At 33.7% G+C, this 22,177-nt stretch carries 21 protein-coding genes and 1 CRISPR repeat array; of the genes, 10 read left to right on the forward strand and 11 right to left on the reverse strand.

Features of this window, described 5'->3' with window-relative positions; genetic code table 11:
* Positions 1 to 34: 34 nt before the first annotated feature.
* The 6 genes from Q0X52_RS06605 to bioB all read right to left on the reverse strand — a co-directional run bounded on the left by Q0X52_RS06605 (position 35) and on the right by bioB (position 4,954).
* Positions 35 to 673 carry an ABC transporter ATP-binding protein gene (locus Q0X52_RS06605; RefSeq protein WP_297576297.1) on the reverse strand — a complete coding sequence of 213 codons (639 nt, stop codon included), beginning with the start codon at positions 671 to 673 and terminating at the stop codon, positions 35 to 37.
* Positions 673 to 1,725, reverse strand: coding sequence for a translation elongation factor Ts (tsf, locus tag Q0X52_RS06610; protein WP_297576299.1), 1,053 nt, complete (start codon positions 1,723 to 1,725; stop codon positions 673 to 675). Before tsf ends, Q0X52_RS06605 begins: the two co-directional genes overlap by 1 nt.
* Complete coding sequence (gene rpsB, locus Q0X52_RS06615) at positions 1,725 to 2,543, reverse strand: 30S ribosomal protein S2 (protein ID WP_297576301.1); 819 nt, start codon at positions 2,541 to 2,543, stop codon at positions 1,725 to 1,727. The genes tsf and rpsB overlap by 1 nt, the downstream gene beginning before the upstream one ends.
* A 125-nt stretch (positions 2,544 to 2,668) precedes the next feature.
* Positions 2,669 to 3,415: a peptidoglycan editing factor PgeF gene (gene pgeF, locus Q0X52_RS06620; protein ID WP_297576303.1), complete on the reverse strand. Its 747-nt coding sequence runs from the start codon at positions 3,413 to 3,415 to the stop codon at positions 2,669 to 2,671.
* Positions 3,379 to 3,990: a riboflavin synthase gene (locus Q0X52_RS06625; protein WP_297576305.1), complete on the reverse strand. Its 612-nt coding sequence runs from the start codon at positions 3,988 to 3,990 to the stop codon at positions 3,379 to 3,381. Before Q0X52_RS06625 ends, pgeF begins: the two co-directional genes overlap by 37 nt.
* Positions 3,983 to 4,954, reverse strand: coding sequence for a biotin synthase BioB (gene bioB, locus Q0X52_RS06630; protein ID WP_297576306.1), 972 nt, complete (start codon positions 4,952 to 4,954; stop codon positions 3,983 to 3,985). The genes Q0X52_RS06625 and bioB overlap by 8 nt, the downstream gene beginning before the upstream one ends.
* Before the next feature lie 82 nt (positions 4,955 to 5,036).
* On the opposite strand from bioB, the gene mnmG reads away from it, so the two are divergent.
* The 5 genes from mnmG (at position 5,037) to bamE (ending at position 10,991) form a co-directional block, all read left to right on the forward strand.
* On the forward strand, positions 5,037 to 6,902 hold the full coding sequence (gene mnmG / locus Q0X52_RS06635) for a tRNA uridine-5-carboxymethylaminomethyl(34) synthesis enzyme MnmG (protein WP_297576308.1): 1,866 nt from the start codon (positions 5,037 to 5,039) through the stop codon (positions 6,900 to 6,902).
* A 49-nt stretch (positions 6,903 to 6,951) separates the two neighbouring features.
* Positions 6,952 to 7,869, forward strand: a complete 918-nt coding sequence (locus Q0X52_RS06640; protein ID WP_297576310.1) for an aspartate carbamoyltransferase catalytic subunit — start codon at positions 6,952 to 6,954, stop codon at positions 7,867 to 7,869.
* Between the two features lie 9 nt (positions 7,870 to 7,878).
* Positions 7,879 to 9,162 carry a dihydroorotase family protein gene (locus tag Q0X52_RS06645; RefSeq protein WP_297576312.1) on the forward strand — a complete coding sequence of 428 codons (1,284 nt, stop codon included), beginning with the start codon at positions 7,879 to 7,881 and terminating at the stop codon, positions 9,160 to 9,162.
* Positions 9,163 to 9,207: 45 nt separating this feature from the next.
* Positions 9,208 to 10,440 carry a M20 family metallo-hydrolase gene (locus tag Q0X52_RS06650; RefSeq protein WP_297576314.1) on the forward strand — a complete coding sequence of 411 codons (1,233 nt, stop codon included), beginning with the start codon at positions 9,208 to 9,210 and terminating at the stop codon, positions 10,438 to 10,440.
* A 203-nt stretch (positions 10,441 to 10,643) separates the two neighbouring features.
* Entirely contained in the window at positions 10,644 to 10,991 is a 348-nt protein-coding gene (gene bamE, locus Q0X52_RS06655; RefSeq protein ID WP_297576316.1) for an outer membrane protein assembly factor BamE, read from the forward strand.
* A gap of 296 nt (positions 10,992 to 11,287) precedes the next feature.
* Here the strand turns inward: bamE and Q0X52_RS06660 are convergent, their stop codons facing one another.
* The gene (locus Q0X52_RS06660) at positions 11,288 to 11,839 is read right to left on the reverse strand and encodes a PepSY domain-containing protein (protein WP_297576318.1); all 552 of its coding nucleotides are present in this window, start codon (positions 11,837 to 11,839) and stop codon (positions 11,288 to 11,290) included.
* 549 nt (positions 11,840 to 12,388) lie between these two features.
* Here Q0X52_RS06660 and Q0X52_RS06665 point away from each other — a divergent pair.
* Together Q0X52_RS06665 and Q0X52_RS06670 are read left to right on the forward strand one after the other, a co-directional pair.
* Complete coding sequence (locus Q0X52_RS06665; RefSeq protein ID WP_297576320.1) at positions 12,389 to 13,111, forward strand: disulfide bond formation protein B; 723 nt, start codon at positions 12,389 to 12,391, stop codon at positions 13,109 to 13,111.
* 8 nt (positions 13,112 to 13,119) lie between these two features.
* Entirely contained in the window at positions 13,120 to 14,001 is an 882-nt protein-coding gene (locus tag Q0X52_RS06670; RefSeq protein ID WP_297576322.1) for a hypothetical protein, read from the forward strand.
* Between the two features lie 83 nt (positions 14,002 to 14,084).
* Here Q0X52_RS06670 and Q0X52_RS06675 read toward each other — a convergent pair whose 3' ends face one another.
* Positions 14,085 to 14,222 carry a hypothetical protein gene (locus Q0X52_RS06675; protein ID WP_297576324.1) on the reverse strand — a complete coding sequence of 46 codons (138 nt, stop codon included), beginning with the start codon at positions 14,220 to 14,222 and terminating at the stop codon, positions 14,085 to 14,087.
* Positions 14,223 to 14,249: 27 nt separating this feature from the next.
* Here Q0X52_RS06675 and Q0X52_RS06680 point away from each other — a divergent pair, with 27 nt between their 5' ends.
* Together Q0X52_RS06680 and Q0X52_RS06685 are read left to right on the forward strand one after the other, a co-directional pair.
* The gene (locus tag Q0X52_RS06680; RefSeq protein WP_297576326.1) at positions 14,250 to 14,792 is read left to right on the forward strand and encodes a macro domain-containing protein; all 543 of its coding nucleotides are present in this window, start codon (positions 14,250 to 14,252) and stop codon (positions 14,790 to 14,792) included.
* Positions 14,792 to 15,415 (forward strand): hypothetical protein, encoded by a 624-nt coding sequence (locus Q0X52_RS06685; RefSeq protein WP_297576328.1) that lies wholly within the window; start codon positions 14,792 to 14,794, stop codon positions 15,413 to 15,415. The genes Q0X52_RS06680 and Q0X52_RS06685 overlap by 1 nt, the downstream gene beginning before the upstream one ends.
* Before the next feature lie 38 nt (positions 15,416 to 15,453).
* Here the strand turns inward: Q0X52_RS06685 and Q0X52_RS06690 are convergent, their stop codons facing one another.
* Genes Q0X52_RS06690 through Q0X52_RS06700 form a run of 3 tightly spaced genes read right to left on the reverse strand, consistent with a single transcriptional unit; the run spans position 15,454 to position 20,369 of the window.
* Positions 15,454 to 17,094 carry a DUF262 domain-containing protein gene (locus Q0X52_RS06690; RefSeq protein ID WP_297576330.1) on the reverse strand — a complete coding sequence of 547 codons (1,641 nt, stop codon included), beginning with the start codon at positions 17,092 to 17,094 and terminating at the stop codon, positions 15,454 to 15,456.
* 17 nt (positions 17,095 to 17,111) lie between these two features.
* Positions 17,112 to 18,362 carry a DUF262 domain-containing protein gene (locus Q0X52_RS06695; RefSeq protein WP_297576332.1) on the reverse strand — a complete coding sequence of 417 codons (1,251 nt, stop codon included), beginning with the start codon at positions 18,360 to 18,362 and terminating at the stop codon, positions 17,112 to 17,114.
* A 33-nt stretch (positions 18,363 to 18,395) separates the two neighbouring features.
* Positions 18,396 to 20,369, reverse strand: coding sequence for an AAA family ATPase (locus Q0X52_RS06700; RefSeq protein ID WP_297576334.1), 1,974 nt, complete (start codon positions 20,367 to 20,369; stop codon positions 18,396 to 18,398).
* An 82-nt stretch (positions 20,370 to 20,451) separates the two neighbouring features.
* On the opposite strand from Q0X52_RS06700, the gene Q0X52_RS06705 reads away from it, so the two are divergent.
* The gene (locus Q0X52_RS06705; protein ID WP_297576336.1) at positions 20,452 to 21,330 is read left to right on the forward strand and encodes a WYL domain-containing protein; all 879 of its coding nucleotides are present in this window, start codon (positions 20,452 to 20,454) and stop codon (positions 21,328 to 21,330) included.
* A gap of 123 nt (positions 21,331 to 21,453) precedes the next feature.
* A CRISPR array of direct repeats spans positions 21,454 to 22,155; the repeat unit is 33 nt; unit sequence GTTTCAATCCCCTTAAGTCGGGTCAATCTCTTT.
* Positions 22,156 to 22,177 lie beyond the last annotated feature (22 nt).

The raw sequence follows: 22,177 nt of genomic DNA on the forward strand, positions 1-22,177 counted from the left end.
TATGATATTTTTCTTTACTTATCGCTTAATAAGCTTAAATTTCAATAAGGCTTTGATCTTGTAGAGTATAAGTTTTTAGGCACTTTTTGGCAAGAGTTGTATCATGAGTAACAAGAAGCAGGGCTGCATTTTTTGCCTCTATATATCTAAATATTACCGCCATTATCTGCGCTGCTGTTTTTTGATCTAAGTTGCCAGTTGGCTCATCGGCAAAGATTATTTTTGGTTTTTTTGTAAGTATTCTAGCTATTGAGACACGTTGCTGCTGTCCGCCGCTAAGCTCGCCAACTTTTTTGTCTAAGATATCCTCTATTTCTAACTCTTTTAAAAGTTCTAAATCAACCTTTTGTTTTGCAAGAAGGGCTACAAGCTCTATGTTCTCTCGCGCACTAAAGCCTTTGAAAAGATAGTGAGCTTGAAAGATTATGCCAAAATCATATCTACAAATCTCAACTCTCTCATCTTTGGTTAGGTTATAAATGGATCTGTTGTTATAAATAACTTCGCCACTATCTGGTTTTAAAAGAGTGGATAAAATGTGCAAAAAAGTGGATTTACCGCAACCACTTCTTCCAACAATGGAGATACTTTGACCTAAATTTAGGTCAAAGTTTATATCTGAAAATAGTGTGTAGTCAAACTTATGAGTTAAGCCTACACCTTGCAAGATCATTAATTCATCTGTGCTGCAACTTCTGCAGCAAAGTCCTCGCTCTTTTTCTCCAAGCCCTCGCCTACTTCATATCTTACAAATGAGATTATCTCTATCTTATCGCCAAGCTTTTTGCTAGCCTCTTCTATGACCTGCTCTACGCTCTTTTTCTCATCCATTACAAAAAATTGTCCAAGAAGTGTATCTCTTTGGTCGAGCAAAGTATTATCAGCTATAAATCTATCCATCTTTCCAGGCAAAATTTTATCCCAAATTTTCTCAGGTTTGCCCTCTTTTTTAAGCTCTTCTTTTGCTGCGTTTTCTGCTTGTTTTAACACCTCATCACTTAGTTGCAACCTACTTACGTATTCTGGTAGTTTTATGAGATGTTTGCCAAGTCTTTGAAGCTCTTCGTTCTCTTTCTCAACGTGTGCTTTGATAGCAACACTCTCTTGCTCAACGAAATTTTTATCAAACTCTTTGTAGCTTATAACCTTTGGATTCATAGCGGCTATATGCATAGATAGGTTTCTCAAAAGTTTTTCTACCTCTTTTTTATCGGCATTTCCGCAGTTTGCTGCAATTGCAACAGCAACTCTGCCATTTGAGTGTAGATAGCCATTTACAACTTGAGCCTTAAGTGTCTTAAATCTTCTTACAACTAGATTTTCTCCGATAATGGTGATTTGGTTGGTAATGTAGTCGTTAAAATCAACTCCATCTACCTTGCATTTAGCTAGTTTGTCCAAGTCATCTATATTGTTTTCTTGGATAAGCTTTGTTGTCTCATCAACTAGCTTTATAAATTTATCATTTTTAGCAACAAAGTCTGTTTCTGAGTTGATCTCTACAACAGTTGCCTTTGTAAAGTCGCTATTTACAGTAACATTTACCAAACCCTCGCTTGCAAGTCTATCTGCCTTTTTAGCAGCTTGACCAAGACCTTTTTCTCTTAGATATTTCATTGCCTCTTTTATATCGCCCTTACACTCAACAAGGGCGTTTTTGCAATCCATCATTCCCGCGCCTGAGCTCTCTCTTAACTCTTTGACCATTTGGGCTGTTATTTGCATTATTTCTCCTCCTTTGAGTACTCATCAATATCTTCATCGATATCTTCATCATCGAAGCTCTCTTCATCTTCCATAGCCTCTTTTAGAGCCTCATCTTTCTCTTCTTGAGTAACCTCTTCTTTTGGCTCAGCATCTTCATCTCTTAAGGCTTTTCCCTCTTCAATAGCTGCTGCCATCTCTTGACAAAAGAGTTGAATACTTCTTATAGCGTCATCATTACCTGGAATTGGATAATCAACCAAATCAGGATCGCAGTTTGTATCAAGTGGTGCAACTACTGGAATCTTTAGCCTGTTTGCCTCTGCAACTGCAATTCTCTCCTTTACGACATCTATAACAAACATCATATCAGGAAGCTTTTTCATCTCTCTAATTCCGCCAAGATAGTCCTCAAGCTTAGCTTTTTGTCTTCTTAACATCAAAGCCTCTTTTTTTGTAAGAAGATCTATACTGCCATCCTCTTCCATAGTTTCGATAACTTCTAATTTTCTAATTGATTGTCTGATAGTTTCGAAGTTTGTTAGCATTCCGCCTAGCCATCTGTGATTGACATATGGCATACCGCATTTTTGTGCAAACTCTTTTATAGATGAGCCAGCCTGTTTTTTGGTGCCTACAAAAAGGATTGTTTTGCCCTCAGCTGCTGCGTCTCTTACGATGTTGTAGGTATGTCTAAAGTATCTTATAGTTTTTTGTAAATCTATGATATAGATACCTTTTCTCTCGCCAAAAATGAACTTTTTCATCTTTGGGTTCCATCTTCTTGTTTGATGACCAAAATGGACACCACACTCTAATAAATCTCTCATTGTTACCATGAGTTTCTCCTTAAATAATTAGTTTTTACCTCCACACCCCTTAGCAAAATGCAACTAAAAAAGGATTGGTGTGTGCGAAGTTTGAAAGGTTGATTATAGCAAATAAAGATAAAATATTGATAAATTTAAATAATTGCTATAAAACCAGCGTTTCTTCCGCAAATTTTATCTCTTCTATAGGAAAAATAGCGGCTATCGCAATGGGTGCAAGTTTTACTTTTGAAGATGTTTTTTATACTAAAGATAGAAAGTTCATAGCAAATTGCCTCTTTTAGAGCAAATTTATTGTTTTTGTTAAATTGTTTAAGCTCTTTGAAATTTAAATCCCCCACTTCATAGCAAGAAGTAGCAATTGATGGACCTAAAAAGACTCTTATATCATCACTTTTGCTCTTATAAATTCTTCTAAATTTCTCTATAGTTTTTGATACTATCTTTTTACAAACTCCAGCTCTTCCTGCGTGAACTGCGGCTATTGCTCTGTTTTTGATATCAACCAACAAAACAGGCACACAGTCAGCCACCATAACACAAAGTGCTACATTTTTAAGATGGGTGATAATGGCGTCGCACTTTGGATAGAAGGGCTCTTTTTGATATCTGCTGTAAAAGTCTTCATCTACAACTACAACCTCATCTCCATGAACCTGCTCCATAAAAATAAGTGAGTTTTTCTCTAGCTTCAAATTTAGCGCCAAAATCTCTCTGTTTTTATAGACACTCTCTTTTTCATCGCCAACATGCAAAGCCAAATTTAAACTCTCATAAGGTCCTTTACTAACTCCACCCTCTCTTGTAGTAAAGCCATAAAGTAGCCGCTCTTTGCCATCTAACTCTAATAAGTTGCCAAAATTTGGTCTATCTTTTGCCAAGAGCTCTCCTTATACTTAGCCACTCTTTCCACATATCTTGCAAGAAGATCACTTTCTATATTGGCCCTTCTTCCTACTTTATACTCGCCAAAAAGAGTCTCTTTTAGGGTTATTGGAATGATTGTAAGGCGTATTTGAGAGAGGCTGTCTATCACTTCATTTATAGTAAGGCTCACACCATCAACGCCAACACTTCCTTTGTTTGCCATAAGAGGCATAAGCTCTTTTGGAAGCTCTAGATAAAAATCAGTGCCATTTTCTACTTTTGCAACCTTTCTTATGGTAGCAATACCATCGATATGCCCTTGTATCAAATGTCCGTCAACAGCGTCCATAAGCCTCATTGCAGGCTCGATATGCACCCTGCCCTTGAAGTTTTCTACAGCTAAATTTCTCCTACTCTCAAAGCTAAGCTCTAGGCTAAAGCCATCATCAAAAAGCTTTATTACACTAAGACAAGCTCCATTTACAGCGATACTTGCACCTAAATTTGGTCTATGTTTTGCTCTAAGAGTTAAGATATTGTTTTCATAACTTTTAACAGTCGCAATCTCTTTGATAAGTCCATTAAACATCTCTCTTTGTCCTAAAACCATATTTTTTAATCATAATTTTATCATCTTTTACACTCTGCCCAGTAGTTGTTAAAAAATTCCCAGTTATGCTTGAGTTTATCCCGCCATTTAGCGCCAAAGAAAGCTTTTGTTTGAGTGCTTTTCTGCCACCTGCAAGGCGCAAATAGACCTTTGGCAAGACAAATCTAAAAACCGCTATTGTGCGTAAAATCTCATCCTCTTCTAAAATCTCTCTATCTTGAAGCGGCGTTCCTTTTATGGGGCTTAAGATATTTATAGGAACCGAACTTACCTCAAGCTCTTTTAAAGTAAATGCAAGATCTACTCTATCGCTCATACTCTCGCCAAGCCCAAATATCCCGCCGCTACAAACATCAAGCCCCGCATTTTTTGCTGCTTTTATAGTAGCAACTCGATCTTTAAAAGTGTGAGTTGTACAGATATTTGTAAAATACCCTTTAGATGTCTCAAGGTTGTGATGATAGGTCTTCACTCCTGCTTTTTTAAGCTCTCTTAAACTCTCTTCATCTGCTAGACCAAATGAGGCGCAAAGATGAAGAGTGGTCTGTGAAGAAAGAGCGCTATAAAGCTCCTTAATCTCTGTAATATCTCTTTTTCTAAGCTCTTTTGTGCTAGAAACTAAAGAAAATCTATCAACTAAATTTCTATCACATTTTTTTGCAGCCTCCAAAACTTCATCTACCTTAAGAAGCGGATAGATATCGCAACCTGTCTTATAATGTGCAGATTGAGCGCAAAATTTGCAATTCTCGCTACACCTTCCTGACTTTACATTTATGATAGAGCAAAGATTAAACTCATTGCCACAAAAGCTCTCTCTAATCTCATTTGCAGCCTCCAAAAGAGCCAAAAGATGCTCTGTATTTGCAAGCTCTAACGCCTCTTCTTTGGTGATATCTCTGCCACTTAAAACCTCTTTTTTCAATCTCTCTACGCAGTTCAAATTTAGCCTTTTTTATTGTGATTTTATAATTTTACAATTAAACTTTTGATAAAATGAGAGCTTTTTATAAGGAGCAAAAAAGATGGATTATGATGTTGTTGTAGTTGGTGGCGGTCATGCGGGGATTGAGGCATGTTTGGCTGCTGCAAAGATGGGAAAAAAGACTCTACTTATAACTATACTTGCCGAACAAATTGGTGCAACTAGCTGCAATCCTGCAATTGGCGGACTTGCAAAGGGACATTTAGTAAAAGAGATTGACTCACTTGGCGGAGCAATGGGGCTAATAACTGATAATTGCGGCATACAGTTTCGTATCTTAAATGAGAGCAAAGGTCCAGCCGTTAGAGGCACTAGAGCCCAAATTGATATGGATAAATATAGAATTTTTGCTAGAAATTTACTTCTAAATACTCCAAATTTAACCATTAGTCAAGAGATTGCAACTGATATTTTAACAAAAAATGGCAAAATTTGTGGCGTAAAAACTCATCTTAACAACATCTACAACACCACAAAACTCATCATAACAACAGGCACCTTTCTAAATGGCTTAGTTCATGTTGGCACAAATAAGCTAAAAGCCGGTAGAGTTGGAGAGTTAAGTAGCACCAAACTATCAGCTAGTCTTAAAGAGCTAGGACTTGATATGGGCAGACTAAAGACTGGAACTTGCCCTAGAATAGATGCAAAAAGTATTGATTTTAGCACACTTGATAGACAAGATGGCGATACAAATCCAACTCCATTTAGCCACAAAACCAAAAATTTCTCTCCGACACAACTCCCCTGCTTTATAGCCTACACCAACACAAAAACTCACGATATCATAAGAGCAAATTTTGACAAAGCACCTATTTTTACAGGTCAGATAGAGGGAGTTGGACCAAGATATTGCCCAAGTATAGAGGATAAAATAAACCGCTTCAAAGACAAAGAGCACCACCATATATTTGTAGAGCCACAAACTGCAAATGCTACAGAATACTATGTAAATGGACTCTCAACTTCACTGCCTTATGATGTGCAAGTTGAGTTTCTACACACTATAGAGGGCTTTGAAAATGCTCGCATAGTAAGGCATGGTTATGCTATTGAGTATGACTATGTTGAGCCAACTGAGCTAAAACACTCACTTGAGACCAAAAAAATAGATGGACTCTTTCTTGCTGGTCAAATCAATGGCACAACAGGTTATGAAGAGGCCGCAGCGCAAGGACTTATAGCTGGTATCAACGCCTCTTTAGCGCTAGATGAAAAAGAGCCACTAATCTTACGAAGAGATGAGGCTTATATTGGTGTTTTGATAGATGACTTAGTTACAAAAGGGACAAAAGAGCCATATAGAATGTTTACTAGCAGAGCCGAATATAGGCTACTTTTACGCGAAGACAATGCCTTTTTGAGGCTAAACAAATATGGTTATGATATCGGTCTTATAGACAAAGCCACCTTTGAACTTACACAAAAGATAAAAAAAGAGATAGATGATGGAATGGACTATCTGCTAAACACCACCCTAACGCCATCAAAAGAGAATTTAAAGCTCTTAGAAAGCCTTGATGAAGAGGCGATAGTACAAAACATAACTTTGCAAAAGATAGTTGCAAGAAAGAGCTTTACCAAAGAGAAGCTTCAAAAACTTCATCCAATGTTTGATAAATTTATGGCTATCTCACTTGAACAAATTCTCATCGAATCCAAATACTACTTCTACATAAAACTCCAAAAAGAGGAAGTTAGCCAAATGGTTGAGTTTTTGAAGATAAAAATTCCATCTGATATCGACTTTAAAAAGATCTCTGGTCTTTCAAATGAAGTTGTAGAAAAGCTCAATAAATTTAACCCGCCAACTCTATTTAATGCTTCGCAAATTAGCGGTATAACTCCAGCTGCGATAGATATATTGCATATCTATATAAAAATGCATAGAGAAAAAAATAACTAAATTTAAGAAAAAATTTGTTAAAATTTGCTCTTAAAAAATGGAGTGTAAAATGAGTTACCAACGAAAAGATCTGCTAGGACTTAGAGATCTTAGCAAAGAGGAGATGCTCTTTTTTATAGAGCTTGCTAAAAAATACAAAAAACTAAACAAAGAGCCAATCAAAAAATCAGACATCTTACGTGGCAAAACAGTCATCAATGCCTTTTTTGAAAACTCAACTCGCACAAGAACATCTTTTGAGACAGCTGCCAAAAGATTGGGAGCTGATGCCATAAATTTCAGCTCCTCTCAAAGCAGCGTAACCAAAGGTGAAACACTCATCGATACCATCAAAAACATGGAAGCTATGCAGGCTGAGTTTTTTGCCATAAGACACAGTTCTTCAGGAAGTGTGCAGTTTGTGGCAAAAAATGTCGATGCTCACATCGTAAATGCAGGCGATGGCAAAAACGAACATCCAAGTCAAGGGCTACTTGATATCTTTACTATCATGGAGCACAAAGGCGATCTAAATGGCAAAAAGATAGCAATTATTGGAGATATTGATCATAGTAGAGTTGCAAGAAGTGATATTTGGGGCATGAAGAAATTTGGCGCTCACATAACTCTTTTTGGACCACCTTTTATGCTACCAAACAGAGTCGATGCCTTTGAGTGCGAAGTGGCAAAAAATATAAACGAAGCAGTCGATGGTGCCGATGCTATCATAATGCTTAGAATTCAACTTGAAAGACAAAATGATGAAGTAGCCTTTCCAAGCAAAAGAGAGTATAGTAAATTTTTTGGTCTAAACAGAGCAAGAGTTGCCCTTGCAAATAACCCTGTAGTGCTCCATCCAGGACCGATAAATAGAGGCGTTGAGCTAAATTCAGATGTTGCTGATGGAAAGTGCTCTGTTATTTTAAATCAAGTTGAAAATGGTGTTGCCATAAGAATGGCTATCTTTGACATTTTAAGTAGAAATTAGGGGTAAAAAGTGAGTATCTTTATAAAAAATGGCACAATTGTCAATGCCTGTGGCACAACCAAAGCCAACATCTTCATCAAAGATGACACAATCACCAAAATTACAGATGAGATTATCAAAGCAGATCTTACAATAGATGCTAAAGATAAGCTAGTTTTTCCTGGACTTATCGATATGCATGTTCATTTTAGAGATCCTGGACTTGAGTATAAAGACGATATCAAAACTGGTTCAATGTCGGCTGTTGCAGGTGGCGTTACAACAGCTCTTCCTATGGCAAATACAAACCCCGTCAATGACAACGCAGTCATAACTCGCGATATGATTGCAAAAGCCAAAAGAGTTGGGCTTATCGACCTACTTCCAATAGGCGCCATCACCAAAGGGCTAGATGGCGGTCACATAACTGAGATGGGCGATATGATAGAGGCTGGCGCGGTGGCGTTTAGCGATGATGGGTTGCCTGTTAGCTCAAGTGATGTTATGAGAGCTGCATTAGAATATAGCGCACACTTTGGCTCATTTGTCATTAGCCACTGTGAGGATTGTTCGCTTTGTAGAAGTGGCGTGATGCATGAGGGAAGAGTTAGCGCTTTGCTTGGACTAAAGGGAATGCCACGCGAAAAAGAGGAGATTATGACTAGTAGGGATATGCTATTGGCAAAACTTACAGGCGGTCACATTCACATAGCTCACGTTAGCTCAAAATGGTCACTAAAGATCATAGAGATGGCAAAAAAAGAGGGAGTAAATATCACTTGCGAGGCGACACCTCATCACTTTAGCTTTACAGATGAGTGCTTGATGGGCTATGACTCCAACTACAAAATGTCGCCACCACTTCGCGAAGAAAGCGACAAAATAGCTGTTAGAGAGGCTTTGAAAAGTGGGCTTATAGATGTTATTGCAACCGACCACGCACCGCATTTTTATGATGATAAGTTTGTAGAGTTTGATAGAGCTAGCTTTGGAATTTTGGGACTTCAGACCTTAGTTCCACTTACTTTAAAATTAGTTGAAGATGGCGTTATCACTTTTGAGAGAATGTGCGAGCTAACCTCAACCAATCCTGCCAAAATCTTAGGACTTAAAAACAAAGGTGCTATAAAAGAGGGAATGTTAGCAGACATTGCGATTATCGATAAAGAGCTTAAATATCTCTATGATGAGAAGCTAAACAAATCCAAGTCAACAAACTCACCTCTTTTTGGCAAAGAGCTAAAAGGAGCGGTAACTCATACCATAAAGAGTGGTAAGTTGGTCTATAAATTTCCAGATGTGATATTTGAGTGATGATATTTAAATTTGGCTGTCATTTTGAAATTTAAAGGATAAGAGATGATAAATAGAGAAAGACTTATAAAAAGTATTGAAGATATCTCTAAATTTGGCGCACTTGAGGGCGGCGGCATAACTAGACTTGCCTTTAGCAAAGAGGAAAAAGCAGCAAGAAAACATCTACTAGAGCTTGCTGGCAAGCTAGGACTTAGCCACAAAGAGGATGGCTTTGGCAATATTTTTTTGACTTTAAAAGGAGAAGATAGCACACTTCCTAGCATAGCAACTGGCTCGCACTTAGATAGTGTCCCAAACGGTGGCTGCTATGATGGCGCACTTGGCGTTATGTGCGGACTTGAGGCAATTGCCTCTATAAAAGAGAGTGGCAAAAAACCACTAAGAGATCTAACTCTCATCGTCTTTTCAGCAGAAGAGTCAAGCAGATTTAAGATGGCTACGATGGGTAGCAAGCTAATTGCTGGAAAGCTAGATGAAAAAAGGCTAAAAGAGTTAAAAGATGAAGATGACATAAGCGCCTATGAAGCGGCAAAAGAGTTTGGTTGTGACGTCTTAAAACTAGACAGGATAAAGCTAGCCAACAACACCTTTGGCGCCTACATAGAGCTCCACATTGAGCAAGGTCCTGTTTTGGAGCGACTATGCATTCCAGTTGGCTTGGTAAACGGTATCGCTGCACCTGTTAGGTTTGAGCTCACCATCGAAGGAAGAGCAGATCATAGCGGCGCAACACCTATGAATATGAGAAAAGATGCCCTTTTGATGGCAAGTAGGATCATAATCGCCTTAGAAAATATCGCCAAACAGAGAAAAAACACAGTTGCAACAGTTGGATACGTCAAGGCAAAACCTGGCGTTTTGAATGTCATTGCAGGAAGTGTAACAATGGGCGTTGATATAAGGGATATCTCCAAAGAGGAGCTAGAGAGCGTAGATAAAGAGGCAAGAGAGATGATAGATGAGTTGTGCAAAAAAGAGGGCTTTGGATATAGCATAAGAGAGCTTGTAAAAGATACGCCTGTCAAGCTAAGCGACAACATCATAGAGCTAGCCAAAAATGAGGCCAAAAAGCTAGATATCAAAACTCACAAAATGCCAAGTGGCGCCGGACACGACGCTATGAATATGGTAGGAATAGCAAAAGATGTAGGTATGCTCTTTATACCATGCAAAAATGGCATAAGTCACAACACAAAAGAGCAGATAAACTATGACGACGCCGCAACAGCTTCAAATTTGCTAGCCCATATGCTTCTTAGTCTAGCAAGCAGATAGCATCCAAACTAGAGTTTGTGCAGAGCTCTAGTTTGGATTCAAATTTAAGCTGTTTAGGCAACTCTTAAGAGTCCATAAAATTACTATTTTTGAAAACAAATCGCAATTTAAATTTCAAAGATATTCTCTATTTTGTAAAATCCTGTTATAATCTAGTATTAAAGTAAGTTTTTAACTTTAATAAAACTTTATTAGGAGAAATTATGAAAAAATCAGTTTTAGCTTCACTGTTTGCTGCTGCCCTACTTTTCACGGGTTGTGCTAAGTTACAAGATGTTGGTGCCTATACAGAGGGAGTAGAGGTCACAACAACAAAAATGGATCAGATAGTTGAAGGCAAGAGTAAAATGACTGATGTTGAAAAGATTGTCGGCTATCCACTCAACAAAAAAGAGACTAAAAATGGTGAAATTTGGTATTATCCATTTACAAAGATAAGACACCTTGGCTCTAACGTCAGCGAGACAACTATCTTTGAATTTAACAAAAAAGGCACCGTTGTCAAAAAATATAAAGCAGCAGGTGGTGGCTCAAATCCTTTATTGAGGTAGCAAGCTACTATTGCGAACCCATTTGAAAAGCAAGTGGGTTTCGCAAGCCTCACATAGCATATTTAAACAACAATCCAACCACTTTTATCTCTTTGTTTTGAAGTCAAAACTGCTATCATTACTCAAATTTAAGCTACTTTTACATCATCCTCAAATGTTAAAAGCCCTTTGTCATTGTTATAAAACAAACTATCTTTTAGCCACAACACAGCAGCTCTTTTAAAACTTTTTAATCGCCATTATCTAAAAACCTATTTGAAATTTAAACTACTTAAACTTATAAAAACAGCCCAAATTTAAAGACTAATATAGCCCAAAACCACACATGCAAAAATGCCAGCAGCAATAACTAAGAGCTGTGCTTTTCGCTCTTTTTTATTGGCAAAGAAAGTTATCATCAAACCAGAGAGATAAAAAAGCATTAAAGAAAAGCCAAAACTTATCGATAAAATCCTAAAATACCAACCAGTTTTGTCTTTGTGAAGCATGATGATGTTGCCCAAAAAACTTCTTTTTGTAGTAGTTACAACAAGCTCATCTTTTGCCTGCTTGACATTTATGCTATAGCTTGCAGTTCCCATAGTAAGCCCGCCTTGCTTTTTGTCTTTTTTGAGATTTACATCGCTTGGAATTTTTATATTTTGCTCTTTTAAAAATTGCAAAACCACCTCTTGCTCTGCTCCTTTTTGCAAAACCAAATTTGTTTTATAGCTGTTTTTTGTAGCCATAAAGTCTTGATTGGCGCCAAAGATATAAGCAAGCCCACTAACTGCATAAAGCAAAGCAACTGGTAGAAAAAATAGACTCAAATAGATATGAAACTGACGAAAAAATTTGTATCTGTTCATAATACACTCCTTTTATGATAATGAAAATTATAACACAATAATTAATTTTTTTATTGAAATTTAGATGGATAGAAAAATGAATTTAAAATTAAAGATGATAGTTGTATAAACTCAAATTCTGCTAATTTTATCCCTCTTACAAAAAGAGACAAAAATGTCTTAAAAGCCACCTATCATAAAGAAAAGTAAATTTATAGAATAGTTTTAAAAAATAGGTAAAAACTACACCAATGATGATAATGATTGCAATATAAATACATTTTTATTTAAGAGATATGTAAAATAAAATTTTAAAGATAATCATTATTATTAAGTTGTAATTTTTAAAAAACGATGTATAATCTGTTACATAATTCTTACAAAGGATGCGTCATGGAATTTTTAATGGTGCTAATGTTTTTCTTAGCCGGTCTGTTTCTTTGGCTAAAGCCTGAGAAAAAAAATCGAGTCTTTTATTTTACATATGCTGGAATTTTTATTTTGATCTTCATGATGGCATATGTTAATAAATTTACAGTTTTACCAATGGGCAATTTTTAGGAGAAAAAGATGAGTAAATATCAAAATATCCCCGAAACTTGGGGCGATGATGAAAAATTATTTTTTAATCTTTTTGCACTTGCTGGGCTTTTGCTTGTAGCACTTCCTGTTGGAATTGCGTGCATTGTTTTGGGCTTTGGAATGGGCGATAGCCCTTGCATTATGTGTTGGCATGAGAGATTTTGCATGGTTGCAATTTCATTTATGGCGATTTTAATCGTTCGCTATGGTTGCAAAATGAGATATCTTGCAAGTCTTTTGTTTCTTGCGTGCCTAGGGCTTTATGATGGATTTGTGCACTATAGTCTAGATGGAACTTATGGTGGATATTTAGACATCAAACAGGGATTTGGACTTGAGATTTTGGGTGCTCATACACAGTTTTGGGTCGTTGTTGTGCATTTTTGTGTCTTTTTATTTTTGGGAGTCATTTTGTTACTTGGGAAAAATGTTGGTTCTATCATAGATAAAAGCGAAAAGGGAGCTTATGGTAGGGTTTTGCCAGAGTTTTTAATGGGAAAAATCGCCGTTATTGTTTTTGTAGTTGTGATGGGATTTAACTTAGTTCAATCATTTGTAACTGCTGGAATTCCGCCGTACCTTGCTTCAGCGACACCTTCAAGAATGACTTTTGATCCATCAAAGTGGTTTTGGGAGCTAGATCACTGGTATGAAACTGAGATTGACTATCGAAGCGACTGGAATCCAAACTTGCCTTATTTACCTAATTAGGAGTTCATATGAAAATTTTAAAAATTATATTGGCGCTTTGCGTTGTAAGTTTTGCACATGATTTTGAGCTTGACTTTAACAAAGGCGCAGTTGAAAATGTAAAAGAGCTTATCAAAGTCGATAAAATAGAGCTAAATTTAGATACAAAATCGCCTGTTTTGGGACTTGACTACAAAGATGACGAATTTTTGCTTGCTACGAAAGATTTGGAACTTTTTTTAATGGATGAAAATTTCAAAAAACAAAAAGGATATTTAAAAAGCACAAAAGACTGGATTATTCAGTTGGAAGATGGTGTAGCAGCTAGTTATTTTAATGACTCAATTGGCATTATGAGCTACAACAAAACTTACACCTTTTTCAAACTAACACCAAATCAAGATAAAAAAGAGGCAAATTTAGCGTGGCGATATCTTTATAAGGGCTATGAGGACTTTACGCTTGACTTTAAAGATAGATATTCAACCGTAAGAGCAAAGCAACAATACATCTTATCTTGGGATTATAGCGATTTTTATAAAGAGTTTTTTATAGCTACAGTTCCTGACGATATCAAAAATTATTGGAGTATCGCAAGTTTTAACAGCGAGGACAATATGCTCTCAAGCGAGTTTTTACCAACATTTGATAAAAGCTTAAAGATAAAAGATAAAAGAGATTTGAGCGACTATTACATCACAGGAATGGACGCAAAAGATGAGTTTATTTATCTATTGTCAATTAGGTATTCAACCATCTTAAAGCTTGACCCAAGAACTCGCACAATAGTAGATGTCTATGGCTTTAGCGGAGTCAAAGACGCCACTGCTCTTGCCATTAGAGATGATATGTTTTATATCACTTCAAGAGAAGATGGCAAAAATTTTGTCTATATATTTAGGCTAAATTAAATTGCAAAAACGCGTGGTGAGATATCTGCGCGTTTTTTATTTGTTTATGAAACTCTTGCTTATAAATTGACTAAAACCGCCTCTCATTCCACTTCTTTTTGCAAAACCAAATTTGTCTTATAGCTGTTTTTTGTAGCCATGAAAGATGATAGTTGCATAAACTCAAATTCTGCTGATTTTATCCCTCTTACAAAAAGACATAAAAATGTCTTAAAAATCATCTATCATAGACCAAAAAGGAGGGTTAAATGATCTCTTATGAAATTAGTATAAAGCGTGGTGATTTACTTGATGAAAAAGCTGATATTTTAGTAAATCCATCAAATACTCTAATGCTGCTTGGAAGCGGTGTTTCAAGAGCATTTTTTTGTAGATGTGGCGGTGGAGAGCTTGAATGTTTGATACAAGAAAAACTAAAAAATAGCTCTTTAAAACCAGGTGAAGTTCTAAAAACCATATCAAACAACGAAAATTTCACTCATATTTTTCATGCAGCTGTTTTAAACTATACATTTAAAAATCTCCCAAAATATCCAAATTTAGATGTTATTAAAAATATTCTAAACAATATTGATAATGAAATTTTAAAATATGGCAAATTTGATATTAAGCTTGGAATTCCTCTAATTGGGTGCGGCATTGGCGGACTTAATAAAAAAAATGTGATAAATTTATATAAAAAACATTTTATTAAAAACAATAGTGCAAATATAAAGTGTAGAGTTGTGATATATGGATACACAAAAGAGGATTTTAATCTAATAAATGAAATTTTTAAAAAGGATATATAATGCAAAATTTAGCTAAATTTCGTTCTATTTCAGATATGCATGAGTGGACAAAAGCAAATAATGCTCTAAATTTCAGGACCTATAAAGAAATTTATGAGTTAAAAATAAAAATTTATGATGAGATTGTAAAAAATGATGTAAGTCATTTAGTAAGTCTTGATGGGCTTTTTGATGATGAAAAGACAATGGAGTTTATAAATCCTAAAATGATCCTGTTTTTATCTATCTCTATACCAATAACACTTGCTCATCTAAAGATAGAATATGCACATAATGAAAACTGGAGAGAGGAGATGAATGATGAAAATCGTAAAAGATTTTACAATACAAATGATCTATATGATGATTATTTTGATTTAAAAGAGCAGTATAAATTTATAAATTTAACTCCTAGAGTTCCTAAAAATCCAAAAGATTTTAGAAATGGAAATATTGTAGCAAAACATGGAGTATATCAAACAGATCTTCATTGGCTATGTCAAAAAGAAATAGGGCTTCTTGCTGAAATGCTAAAAGAAAGTAGATACTCAGTCTCACAAGTATGTTCAATGAGCTCTAATATAACTTTACAAATTTTACAAAGAAGATTGGAGTCCAATTTTTTAAAGTATTTGGAGAGGTGAAATTTAATCTATCCTAGAAAAACTAGGATAGATTATTGTTAGTTTTTATTTTCTAAATCTTTAAATAATAATTCTTTCATCTCATCACCGTGATTTTTTGCCTTTTCAAAATCCCACGGATCTTCGATGCTAACACTATCTAAAGCTAGTATCATTTTTAAGCTTTGAGCTCTTTGTTTGCCATCTATCCAGTCTTGTATGTCTACTTTTTTCTTAACAACAGTTTGTCCGCTCAAAGATGAATTTCTACCACCAGAAATTAAAGCTAAATTTCCAAAATTATGTATTGTATCTTCATTAAAACCATTTTCATTGCGTTTACTTTGTGGCTGTATATGCTCAATTGAATTTAGTCTTGTTAAATAATATCTTTCTTTTACAGTTTGATATTTCTCATCTTTAAAATAGTTATCAAAATTTTTCCACAAAAGATAGTCAAGCTTGTAGAAAAAATAGTGAGGAGTGTCAGTTCCTTGATCTAATAAGTTTTCTAAGTTTTTATCTTTTATCAAAGCTTGCATTCTTTTTTTGTCGATTTCTTCCAATTTACCAATATGTTTGTTTACATCACCCAAAGTTTCGCACTTTTCTAGATATTTTACTAGCCACTCATTGCTGCTTTGAACTTCAAACAAAAGTTGTATCATAAGATAAGGTTTGTTCGATACCTCTTTTTTATCAATAAGATATGAATTTTCTAAGCCTCTTTTAAAAACATATTTATCAAAAAGCTTTCTATATTGCTCAAGTTTGGTAATAAAATTCTCATTTAAATTTGTATCAAAAATATGTTGTTTGAAATTTTTTATAAGATTTTCAGGGTCAAGTGGCATTTTTTCATTTAAAATTTTAGCCACGATTGCCAAAAACTCCTCAAAATCAACTATGCTTTTTACTTCTAAAACCTCATTATTATCTGGGCTATTCTCTTTACTTTCCTTTTTATCTGCGCCAAGATTATCTAAAATATGATTTATTGAGACTTGCTCAATTGAGCTAATATTATTTAAATTTCCATTATAATATCTCTCCATATTTTCACATTTTTCCCAAATTTTTGCTAAATTTTCTCTCTTGCACTTATCGGCTTTATTTAAAAACAGAGCTTTTAAGATATCACTTTTTCCAAGTTGCATTTTATTTAAATTTATAGCTTCAAAATAGTGCTTTTCATCCATATTTTCATCTAATGTAGTCATTGTAAAATAAACTTTTTTAAGCATTTTTTGTATTTGTGCTTTATCACTATCTTGTTTATATTGTCTAAATATAAATTTGCAAATTTCGTTTAAACTTTGCATTTTAAAATTTGGATTTTTAAAATCAATATTTTTTAAATTTTCATTATCCTCATCATCTACCAAATATCCAATTTTATAAAATTTCAAGCCAGTAAATTTAGCTAGCAAATACAGAGTCATAAGGCGTTGCTGTCCATCTATTAGCATAAGTTCGCCATCTTTTTGCTCTTTAACAACGATATTTCCTATATAGTAAGAACTTTCATCGTCTAAATTTGAAACATCATTTTCATCTAAAGAGTGTCCTAAAGCATCATTTATCAAATTTTCAACATCTTCCCCATCCCAAGAATACTCTCTTTGAAAAAATGGTATTTTAAAACTAAAATTTTGTTCTTGCAACTTATCTAGGTTGTATTGATTTATCAATTCGCTCATTTTTTATCCTTTTATTTTTAATTTTTAATTTGTATTTTTCCAAAAGAGATTTTTTCAATTTTATTTTTTAATTTCTCATTTAAAACATAGCTGACGCCTTTATCATAATCTCTATTTTCACCATCATTAGGAAAATTAAATTTCAAATCATTTTCCAATCTTTCAATTAGATAAAAACTATAATCGCTACTTAAAATTTTATTAAAAATATCTTTTGTGTTTTTCTTTAAATAATAGCCATTATACCTAACAGACATCAAGCCATCACTTGATTTTATAGATAATGTAGCAAACAAATAGACAAAAACATTCTCATAAAATTTTTCAAAATTTTCATCAAAGCCAAATTTATCCACATAAACTAGTAAAAGCATTATCATTGCTTGATTTAAAAGCCATTTCTTATCAAAAATATAGGATTTTGGTTGTATGATTTCATAAATACGAGCATATTTAAAAGTATAGTCAAAAAACATCATTCCACCAACTATGTTTGAGCTAAATTTAAAATCCCGTAAATTTAAATTTTCACCTTTTATCTGAGTTTTAAACTCATTCAAAACCGAGTTGTCATAATTTATCCAAACATCAAAATAAAAATTCCTATCATCAAACATTGACCTTAAAATAAATAGATCGTTTATAACACATTTCAATAAAGAATTTGAACCATACCACTCAAAATTATAACTATACTTTTTCCACTCTTTTGCAATCTGCTTTTGTATGGAAATATCCATATCGCCCAAATGCATAAAATGGTGATTTTTTAGCAAATCAACATCATCAAGCTTTTTGCCACGAGAGTTTTGTGTATCAAAAAACTTAAAAGCCTCATCTAGGTCTTTAGTTTTTATATAGGTCACCACTAGGTTATTTAAAATAAATTCTATAAGATCACCTTTTCTTTCAAAATTTGAAAAATAGCTTTCTATAAAACTATAATTTCTTTTTAAAGCCTCGTTTGAGTTTATGTTTATATTTTCTAGCAAATTTATCTTTTTCTTCAAACTTTTTAATATCAAAGCTATTGTAGTAAGGCGTTGTTGCCCATCAACAATATTTAATTCATCATTTTCCTCATGTAAAATTATATTTCCTAAAAGATATTTATTATTTTTTAAAAAACCATCTTTTATATCTTCACAAAGATATCTTACATTCTCAAGTTTCCATTTATATGGTCTTTGATAAAATGGAATTTTTATATTTTTGCTATAAATATCTTTCATGCTCATTTCGCCTATGTTATTTAAGATATTCTCCATCCCACTCTCCTTAAATTTAAAATTTATCTGTGATTATACATTTTGAAAGTTAGCTTTTGTCTTTAACAAACATCTCTGTTTTAAGAGGTCAAAATACTCATCTGCGCTATTTACATTTAAAAATTTCATACTTCTTTTTACTGATTCAAAATCACCAATTGTTATATTGCTTAGCTCTAAAAATGAGTTTAAAAGCTCCTCTTTTGGCTTAAAGCCTAAATTTTCACATCTATTTTGAAAGATATCTTTAGCTTGTATGAAATTTAAAGGCCTTAACTCCACCATAAAATCAAATCTTCTTAAAACCGCACTGTCTATTAGTTCAAACAAATTCGAAGTTGATATAAAAATGCCATTAAAACTTTGCATTGAGGTTAAAAACTCATTTACCATAGTTAGTTCCCAGCTTTTGGTAGCCCTATTTCTACTAAATAAAAAGCCCTCTATCTCATCGATTAGTAAAATCGCATCTTTTTGTTTGGCTAGTAAAAAGGCATTTTTTATATTTTTTTCACTCTCGCCGATATAAGGTGACAATAGATCACTTCCAGTCTTTATAATAAGCTCTTTTTTAAGCCTGTCAGCCAGATAAAAAGCATAGGCGCTTTTACCACTTCCACTTGGTCCATAAAGACAAATTCTTACATCATTTTTTATTTTATTGGCTAGGTTTTCAAGATCATAATCAGAGTTTAAAAGTGTGATATCATACTCTTTAGGAGTGTATGTTATCTCTTTTTTAAACTCCATTTTACCATATCCAAAAGCATTGAGAGTATTGTTTGTAAGAAGCTTAAACTCATTTGAAGCATCTTTTAAATTTAGAGTTTCTATGACTTTGCTAACCTTAGCAATAGTAGCTGGTTGTAGATCGGGTGAGCCGCTAAAAAGCTCTTTTGTTTTATCATCTACTAAGTTTTTGGAGTATTTATTGATGATTTTTAGTTTTTGATTTTTAGGAATATCTTTAAACTCCATTATGAAGTCAAATCTTCTCAAAATAGCCTCATCGATACATCCAACATCATTTGTGATGTAAATAACAACTCTTTTATTGTTTTCAAGAGCATAATTTACAAAAGCTTTATTGTCTTGTTTGTCGCGGGAGTTAAGACTAAAAATATCCTCAGCCTCATCGTAGATAAAAATTGTCTCTTTGCTAACGAAATTTGATATAAAATCTATACTTGATATCCTTGCCATAGAATAAAGAATATTATAATCATCAAAATATGATTTTATGCCAAGCCCCAAAACATTGCATTTGTTTGCTATTAGTGAGCAAATTTCGCTTTTTCCAACACCTGGCTTTCCATAAAACAAAATATTCACCCCTTTAAGCTCATTTTCAATGGAGTATTTTAAATATGGGATTAAAACAGCTAAATCTTGCTTTATATGGTCAAAATCACTAAATTTAAGATTGCTAGAAGATAACTCATAAGTGTAGTATTTGATAAACTTATATATGCCGTTTTCAACAAGCAGATATTTTAAAAAATCATCCTTTGTATCGATTATATTTGCACGGTATCCAGAACCACCATAAAGTTTTACCATATATCTAAAAGAATTTTTTAACTCAAATGCCTCTTTTATATTTTCTATTGGCTCGTTTAATATCCTAGAAAAAAAGGTATAAATTTCTAACTCGCTTTTATAAGATGATGTCATTTGATCCAATATACAAGAGTTATAATTTAACACAACAGCACCCATTCTAATGATATTTACCTGCGTGTTTGTAAGACTTAAGGTATTTTGCAAGAAATTTAGATTTTTTTCCAAAATATCATCTTCATCTATCTTAAACTCTTTTTCATAAATTTCAAGTTTTTCTTTTAGTTTGTTTAAAATCAGAGGAATTTGATCTTTTTCAAGCTTTATATTTTTATCCAAATACTCATATAAAACAGCCACTCTACCATCCATTAGTTTTAAAATAGTATCCAAATGAACAGCTACTCTAAGTTCCATTAATCTTATAATCTTTTGATAATAACTCATAAAGCCCTCCTTGATAAATTTATGATAAAATTATAGAGCTTTTCAAAGACATTTTTTTGTCATCATCTTAAAAAGGATAAAAATGGCAACGCAAGCAACTTTAGAAAAAGTAGCAAAAATTTATGAACTACTTACAAAATCCCCAGTTAGCGAGAATCATCTATGCAAAATATTTAATAAAGACAAAAGAACTATCGCAAGATATATAAAAATTTTAAAAGATGATGGGATAAATATAAAGCTAAACAATAAAATTTACATCATAACAGATCTAAAAAAAGATGAAAATGATGTTGTTTTTAGCCTTGTAAAAAACTTCACCCAAAATCAAGGGTATGAAATTTATCAAAAATCAAAAGGTCTATTTAAAGAGATCAATAAAGAGTATAAAGATGCTTTTTTCATACAGCTAAAAAACGAAAATTTAGATAGTAACGACCTGGAGTTTTTTAAAAGCTTGGCCTCTGCTATTGAGAATAAAGAGATGATAAATTTTACTTACAATGACTATAAATTCAAAGTCAAACCACTTAAAATTGCAAATTTTGATGGTTTTTGGTATCTGCTTTGTTTGGATACAAATAAAGATGATAAATTTAAAAAGTTTCATCTAAAAAGTATAAAAAACTTAAATATTTTAAATGAAAGATTTACAAATACAAAAGATATCGAGGCAAAACTTAAAAATGCCAACTCAATCTGGTTTGATATAGATAGCCAAGGTTTTATAGTTGAGCTTTTGGTTGATAACTCTATTTTAAAATTTTTAGAAAGAATTCCACTAAAAACGCAAGCAATAATCCACAAGCAAGATGAGAGCGAAGTACATTTAAAAGTCTCAAACTACTATGAAATCATGCCATTTATCTTACAATTTATCCCACTTATCAAAGTCATTGCCCCAAATGACCTAAATGAGTATTTAAAAAACTTACTAAGAAAGTATTTAAAATCAATTTAAATTAAGGCAAAACAAGCCAAGTTTTGTATCTTTTGCCCTATGCAGCTAGCTTACCAATATAGACAAATTTAATCTTTTTTCATAACAGCCTTACCAAAAGAGAGCAGCACTTTTTCAAAGAACTTTTTAGTCCCCTTAAATCGGGTCAATCTCTTTTAATCTTAATTATTGCGAAAGCATATTAAGATAGACAGGTTAGTAGTTTCAATCCCCCTAATCGGGTCAATCTCTTTTTATTTAGAACTTTTTCTCATCAGCTAACTCGATGTCATCTTGGTTTCAATCCCCTTAAGTCGGGTCAATCTCTTTTAATAGCCAGTGAAATAATCGATTTAATCACTGCGATAATTTGTTTCAATCCCCTTAAGTCGGGTCAATCTCTTTCAATTAAAGAAAAAGTACTTGCACCATATCAAGCAGTTAGTTTCAATCCCCTTAAGTCGGGTCAATCTCTTTCAATGCTTATAGTAGACACTATGCAATACTTGGTAGTAAATAGTTTCAATCCCCTTAAGTCGGGTCAATCTCTTTCAATGTGCTGTAGAAAATACAGCAGACATTGGTTCAAATCGTTTCAATCCCCTTAAGTCGGGTCAATCTCTTTCAATGTTTAGGACAGTTGGTTCAAATCGGTCTCAAGAAATGTTTCAATCCCCTTAAGTCGGGTCAATCTCTTTCAATCTGACATGGTGTTGCCAGAAGTAGCAACTCTATTTGTTTCAATCCCCTTAAGTCGGGTCAATCTCTTTCAATGAAGAGGAAGCAGAATCTCATTGGTTACTATGGTAGCTAGTTTCAATCCCCTTAAGTCGGGTCAATCTCTTTCAATGAAGAGGAAGCAGAATCT

It is taken from the genome of uncultured Campylobacter sp. (assembly GCF_947255105.1).
In the GTDB taxonomy this organism is placed as follows: Bacteria; Campylobacterota; Campylobacteria; order Campylobacterales; family Campylobacteraceae; genus Campylobacter_B.